The 5,429-nt window shown below is 74.1% G+C and carries 6 protein-coding genes and 3 tRNA genes; 5 read left to right on the top strand and 4 right to left on the bottom strand.

The window, feature by feature from the left end; translation table 11 throughout:
- Positions 1-232: 232 nt before the first annotated feature.
- Positions 233-802: a CGNR zinc finger domain-containing protein gene (locus tag ACZ4WV_RS29375; RefSeq protein ID WP_465751651.1), complete on the top strand. Its 570-nt coding sequence runs from the start codon at positions 233-235 to the stop codon at positions 800-802.
- Positions 803-814: 12 nt separating this feature from the next.
- On the opposite strand, the gene ACZ4WV_RS29370 is transcribed toward ACZ4WV_RS29375, so the two are convergent.
- Complete coding sequence (locus ACZ4WV_RS29370) at positions 815-1,291, bottom strand: hypothetical protein (RefSeq protein ID WP_465751650.1); 477 nt, start codon at positions 1,289-1,291, stop codon at positions 815-817.
- Positions 1,292-1,401: 110 nt separating this feature from the next.
- Here ACZ4WV_RS29370 and ACZ4WV_RS29365 point away from each other — a divergent pair, with 110 nt between their 5' ends.
- Positions 1,402-1,902, top strand: a complete 501-nt coding sequence (locus tag ACZ4WV_RS29365; RefSeq protein WP_465751649.1) for a DsbA family protein — start codon at positions 1,402-1,404, stop codon at positions 1,900-1,902.
- Positions 1,903-1,916: 14 nt separating this feature from the next.
- On the opposite strand, the gene ACZ4WV_RS29360 is transcribed toward ACZ4WV_RS29365, so the two are convergent.
- From ACZ4WV_RS29360 to ACZ4WV_RS29350, 3 genes are all read right to left on the bottom strand, one after another.
- Entirely contained in the window at positions 1,917-2,762 is an 846-nt protein-coding gene (locus tag ACZ4WV_RS29360; protein WP_465751648.1) for a GNAT family N-acetyltransferase, read from the bottom strand.
- Between the two features lie 121 nt (positions 2,763-2,883).
- Positions 2,884-3,714 carry an aminotransferase class IV gene (locus ACZ4WV_RS29355; protein WP_465751647.1) on the bottom strand — a complete coding sequence of 277 codons (831 nt, stop codon included), beginning with the start codon at positions 3,712-3,714 and terminating at the stop codon, positions 2,884-2,886.
- Positions 3,715-3,726: 12 nt separating this feature from the next.
- Positions 3,727-4,794 (bottom strand): chorismate-binding protein, encoded by a 1,068-nt coding sequence (locus ACZ4WV_RS29350; RefSeq protein WP_465751646.1) that lies wholly within the window; start codon positions 4,792-4,794, stop codon positions 3,727-3,729.
- A 322-nt stretch (positions 4,795-5,116) separates the two neighbouring features.
- On the opposite strand from ACZ4WV_RS29350, the gene ACZ4WV_RS29345 reads away from it, so the two are divergent.
- The 3 genes from ACZ4WV_RS29345 (at position 5,117) to ACZ4WV_RS29335 (ending at position 5,409) form a co-directional block, all read left to right on the top strand.
- Positions 5,117-5,189 (top strand) — tRNA-Gly (locus tag ACZ4WV_RS29345).
- Positions 5,190-5,229: 40 nt separating this feature from the next.
- A tRNA-Cys gene (locus ACZ4WV_RS29340) sits at positions 5,230-5,303 on the top strand.
- A 34-nt stretch (positions 5,304-5,337) separates the two neighbouring features.
- A tRNA-Val gene (locus ACZ4WV_RS29335) sits at positions 5,338-5,409 on the top strand.
- Positions 5,410-5,429 lie beyond the last annotated feature (20 nt).

Here is a 5,429-nt window from a genome sequence, read left to right as displayed (position 1 = left end):
CCCCCCCCCCCCCCCCCCCCACCCCCCCCCCCCCCCCCCCCCCCCCCCCCCCCCCCCCCCCCCCCCCCCCCCCCCCCCCCCCCCCCCCCCCCCCCGCCCGCTTTCGGACACGCTGACGGGATCCGCACGGGCCTTCGAACGAACGCGCCGCCCTTCTGCCGCAAGGGCCGGTATGGTCTGGGGTAACCGTGGACGCGGGGTACCGGAGTCCCCCTGCGCGAGGAGTCCCAACGTGCTGATCACCCATGACACCGAGTGCGCGCTGAGCATCCTCGTGAACCTGCTCAACACCGCGCCCGAGGTGTGCGGCGACGAGCGACTGCCGGACGTCGCCGCGCTGGACGCCTTCGTGGTCCGCCAGGAGATCAGCGAGATCGACTCCCTCACCGAGGACGACCTGCGGCGGGTGCACGAGCTGCGCACCAGGCTGCGCGAGGTGTTCGCGACCGAGTCCACCGCGGAGGCCGCCGAGCTGGTCAACGCGATCGTCGCGGCCGCCGGGACGACGCCCCGGCTGGTCAACCACGACCACCACGACTGGCACATCCACTACTTCGCCCCGCACGCCGCACTCGGCGACCACCTCGGGGCCGAGCTGGGCATGGCGCTGGCCTTCATCCTCATGGCCGGCGAGCGGGAGCGGCTGCGCCGGTGCGAGGCTCCGGACTGCGCCCGGTTCTTCGTGGACCTCTCCCGGAACCGCTCGCGGCGCTACTGCGACAGCCGTACCTGCGGCAACCGGCTGCACGTCGCCGCCTACCGGGCACGGCAGCGGTCGGCGGAGGCAGTCGCCTCCGCCTGACGCCCGGCGCCCTCAGATTCCGCGCTTGCGCAGGATCTCCTCGATGTCGGCGAAGTCGCCGAGGCCGTCGTCCCGCTTGCCCGACGTCTTGGGTGCCGTCTTCGGCGCCGCGTTGGGTGCCGGCTTGGACGCCGGAGCCACCGCCGGGCGCTCGGTGCCTGGACCGGCCGCCGCCGGGCGCTCGGGCTCGCCCTCCACCGCGCCACGGCGGCCCGTCCAGCGAGTGGTGACCAGCAGGACGGCGGAGACGCCGAGCAGCGCGATGCCCGTCCACACCCGGGGGTCGAGGACCAGCTTGGCCGCCCAGTCCGCGAACTCCCGGCCGATCGTGCTGGCCAGCGGGAACAGGCCGGTCAGGTAGAGCCCGGCGGGCAGCAGCGCCACCGCGAACCAGCGCGTCGCCGAGCGGAAACGCCGCCGCCGGGCCCGCAGGCCCGCGACGGCCACCCCGCCGGCCGTGAGGAGGAAACTGATCGCCGCGGTCAGCACGGACGTGCCCCTTCGCTCGCGGTCGTCCCGGTCATCGCTGCCTCCCTGTCGGTCCGCCGACGGGCGCACCGCCGGCGGGAGTGGGCGTCCACTAGTGGAACACTGGGGGAATGATCGATGGTTCCCTCCCCCGCCTCGAGTTCTGGTGCGACCTCCAGTGCCCGGACTGCCGCACCGCGCTGGACGACGTAAGGGCGCTGCGCGCGCGGTACGGCGACGCGCTGCCCGTACAGCTGCGGCACTTCCCGCTGGAGAAGCACAAGCACGCCTACGCCGCCGCGGAGGCGGCCGAGGAGGCGTTCGCCCAGGGGGTGGGGTGGCCGTTCGTCGAGGCGCTGCTCGCCCGGGTCGAGGAGCTGGACGCGCGCGGGCAGCAGGTGCTGCTGGAGGTGGCCCGGGAGGTCGGGGCGGACGCCGAGGAGGTCGACACCGCGCTCGTCGACGGCCGGCACATGCTGGCCGTGGACGCCGACCAGGCCGAGGGCAAGGCGATCGGGGTCAAGGGCACGCCGACCTACGTGGTCGGCGGCAAGCGGCTGGACGGCGGGCAGAGCCAGGACGGCCTGCGCGAGCGGATCATCGCCGCCATCGAGGCGGCACAGGCCTCCTGACGGTCCGTCAGTCATCAGAGCGGCTTGCCGTAGCACCGGTTGGTGACGCGGTAGCCGAGCGAGTCGTAGAGCCGGACGGCGGCGGCGTTGCCGGAGAAGACGTTGAGGCCGAGCTCTCGCACCCCGGCGGCCAGGCACTCGCGTTCGGCGAGCAGCATCAGGGTGCGGCCGTGTCCCCGGCCCCGGTGGGCCGGGGACACCTCCACGACCATGACCCAGGCCAGCGGCGTGCCGTCCGGCAGGTCGCGCAGGTGGAGGTCCACCCAGAGCGAGCCGAGCGGCTCCGGGCCGCCGTCGGCGCCGTACAGTCGGCGAAGGGCCGCACCGGGGCTGTCGGCGCCCTGCGGCAGCAGCTCCCGGCGGTCCAGCCGCGACTTGGCGCGGGCCTGCTCCTCGCTGAGGCCGGAGCCCATGAGCGAGACGACGTAGCCCTCCGCCGTCCGGTCGAGCCAGGCCGGGAGCTCCGCGGCGCCGATCGGGCGGGCGGTGACGCCGGCGGGCAGAGCGGGGGCGGTGGTCAGGCTCTTGCTCAGGTTCCGCATCCGCTCGGTGTAGCCGAGGGTCGCGGCGAGCCCCCGGGCGATCGGGGCCCACTCCGGGACGTTGACGTCCACCCGCGTGCAGTCCCAGTTGCGCAGCACCTCCTCCGCCGCCAGCGCGCCGAAAGTGCCGCGCCCCCGGCCGCGCCCCTCGAAGATCTCCAACTCCGATATCTCGCCCCAGAGTTGGCTGCCGTTCCGGGTCGAGGTGGTGCGCAGCGCGCCGACCGGGCGGCCGTTCGCCAGGATCCGCCAGCGTCTGGTGCGGCCGCCGGCCGCGGTGGGTGTCTCGGGGCCCTCGGGGCGCAGCGTGGTGGTCATGTGGTGGTCCCTTCCCCTCGCCGGGAAGGTTATCCGCGCCGCCCGGCGCGGCCGGGCGTACGAACTCCCAGTGCACGCCCGGCCGTTCCGGTCCGCCGGGCCGCCCGCCCCCGGGAAGGGATCACGGGTCGAGGTCGTCGCCGCTGCGCTCGGTGAAGACGGCCATGGCCTTGGCGGTGACCGGGCCGATGCCGGGCAGGACGCGGTCGTCGACGCGGGTGACGGCCTGGACGTCGCGGGTGGTGGAGGTCAGGAAGACCTCCTCGGCGTCCTGGAGGGCGCTCAGCGGGAGGTCGGCCTCCTCGGCCTCGCACCAGTCGATGACCAGCTGCCGGGTGATGCCGGCCAGGCAGCCGGAGGCGAGCGCGGGGGTCAGCAGACGGCCGCCGATGACCACGAAGACGTTGGAGCCGGTGCCTTCGCAGAGCCGGCCGGCGGTGTTCGCGAACAGGGCCTCGGAGGCGCCCGCGCGGTGGGCGGCGGCCAGGGCGACCACGTTCTCGGCGTACGAGGTGGTCTTCAGGCCCGCGACGGCGCTGTGCTCGTTGCGGCGCCAGGGGACGACGGCGGCGGCGGTCTCGTCCGGGCGGCGGTCGATGGCGCCGAAGGCGACCACCAGGGTGGGGCCGGCGGTGCCGCGCTCGGAGCCGAGCGGGGAGTCACCGCCGGTGTAGGTGACCCTCAGGCGGCCGAGCGGGGCGGGGTTGGCTTCCAGGACGCGGGCGCAGGCCTCGCGGACCAGGTCGTGGTCGGGGTCGGGCAGGCCGAGGCCGCGGGCGGAGCGGGTGAGCCGGTCGAGGTGGCGGGTGACCGCGAAGGCCTTGCCGTCGACGGCCTTCATGGTCTCGAAGACGCCGTCGCCGGTGGTGAGCCCGTGGTCGAGGACGGACACGGCGGCGTCGGCGGAGTCGACGAGCGTCCCGTTGACCCAGCTCGTGGTGCGGTTGTGCATGGAGGGCTGCTCCTAGGCGAGGTGCGGCTCGTGGTCGGTGTCGCTGCCCGACGCTATCGCGACGAGGCGGGCGGCCTTCAGTTCGGTCTCGTCCCACTCGCGGTCGGGGTCGGAGCCCCAGGTGATGCCGGCGCCGGTGCCGAAGCGCAGGACGGGTGCCCCGGGGTCCTGCCGGTCGAGCCAGAAGGTGCGGATGCCCACGGCGAGCTCGGCCACGCCGCGGTCGGCGTCGACCCAGCCGACGGCGCCGCAGTAGGGGCCGCGCGGAGCGGTCTCCAGGGCCTCGATGATCCGCAGCGCACTGGACTTGGGGGCGCCGGTGACCGAGCCGGGCGGGAAGGTGGCGGCGAGGAGTTCGGGCCAGCCGTCGCCCTCGCGCAGGGCGCCCTCGACGGTGGAGACCAGGTGGACCAGGCCGGGGTGCTTCTCGACGGCGCACAGGTCGGGGACGGTGACGGTGCCGGTCTCGCATACCCGGCCCAGGTCGTTGCGGACCAGGTCCACGATCATCACGTTCTCGGCGTGGTCCTTGTCGAGGAGGTCGGCCTCGGTGCGGCCGGTGCCCTTGATGGGGCCGGAGGAGACGGTGCGGCCGGTGCGGCGCAGATAGAGCTCCGGAGAGGCGGTGGCGATCTCGACGCCGTGCTCCGGGAGTCGGATGGTGCCGGCGTAGGGGGCGGGGTTGCCGCGGGCGAGCAGGCCGGTGAGGGCGTCGATGTCACTGCGGTCGGGGTCGGGCAGCGACGCGGACAGCACCCGGCAGAGGTTGGCCTGGTAGACCTCCCCGGCGGCTATGTGCTCGCGGATGCGGCGGACGCCCGCCGTGTAGGCGGCGCGGTCCAGGGAACTGCGCCAGCTGCCGGCGTCCGGGCCGCGCCAGCCGGCGCCGGAGGGCGGGGCGGGGGCGGGGCGGACGTCGTCGAAGCGGGCGCAGGTCAGCCGGCCCTCGAAGTCGTAGGCGACGGCCCAGTAGCCGGAGGAGTCGAGTGCGGCCGGATCCGCGGTGACGTCCCGCAGGCCGGTGGCCAGGCGGCCGCCGAAACGGGCGAGCGGGGTGCGGGGGTCGGGGTGGCCGGACACGGTTCTCCTGCGCGGTGGTGCTGGGGGCGGCGGTGCCTGAAGTGTAGGTCGGGGTGCGCGTGCCCGGTCGGGCTCGCGCCCCCGCGCACTGGCAGCTGTGCGCGTCGTGCGGGTGTGCACCGGGTGGCCCGTGGCTGACCGTCCGGAAGCGCCGCAGGTGGCAGCCGCTGACCTCGCCGGACGGCTGACGCGGCGGCACGCGGGGCGCATCCCCTCGCCAGGCTGCGGGAACGGATTTTTAGCTGGCCCGGGAATCCGCTAGAGTTCAACACGTCGCCGGGGAGCGCAGCCGAAGAAAAGCGGTGAAGATCCCGGGAGACAGGCGGACGTGGCTCAGTTGGTAGAGCATCACCTTGCCAAGGTGAGGGTCGCGAGTTCGAATCTCGTCGTCCGCTCGATGGAGAACGGTGTAAGATCGTTCTTCGTGTGTTGCCTGGTGGAGTGGCCGAGAGGCGAGGCAACGGCCTGCAAAGCCGTGTACACGGGTTCAAATCCCGTCTCCACCTCCAAGAGGCTCGACCGGTTCCACCGGGAGACCTCCCCGCGCGATTAGCTCAGCGGGAGAGCACTACCTTGACACGGTAGGGGTCACTGGTTCAATCCCAGTATCGCGCACGTCGGATCCTTCGGGGTCT

The sequence above is a fragment of the Kitasatospora sp. NPDC029312 genome (genome assembly GCF_055569215.1).
Note: the sequence above shows the minus strand (reverse complement) of the source record. Positions and strands in the feature narration are given on the sequence as shown.

Bases quoted from the DNA above. Each gene is read 5' to 3' on its own strand.
- ACZ4WV_RS29355 (WP_465751647.1), bottom strand. From the start codon at position 3,714: ATGCACAACCGCACCACGAGCTGGGTCAACGGGACGCTCGTCGACTCC.
- ACZ4WV_RS29365 (WP_465751649.1), top strand. From the start codon at position 1,402: ATGATCGATGGTTCCCTCCCCCGCCTCGAGTTCTGGTGCGACCTCCAG.
- ACZ4WV_RS29360 (WP_465751648.1), bottom strand. From the start codon at position 2,762: ATGACCACCACGCTGCGCCCCGAGGGCCCCGAGACACCCACCGCGGCC.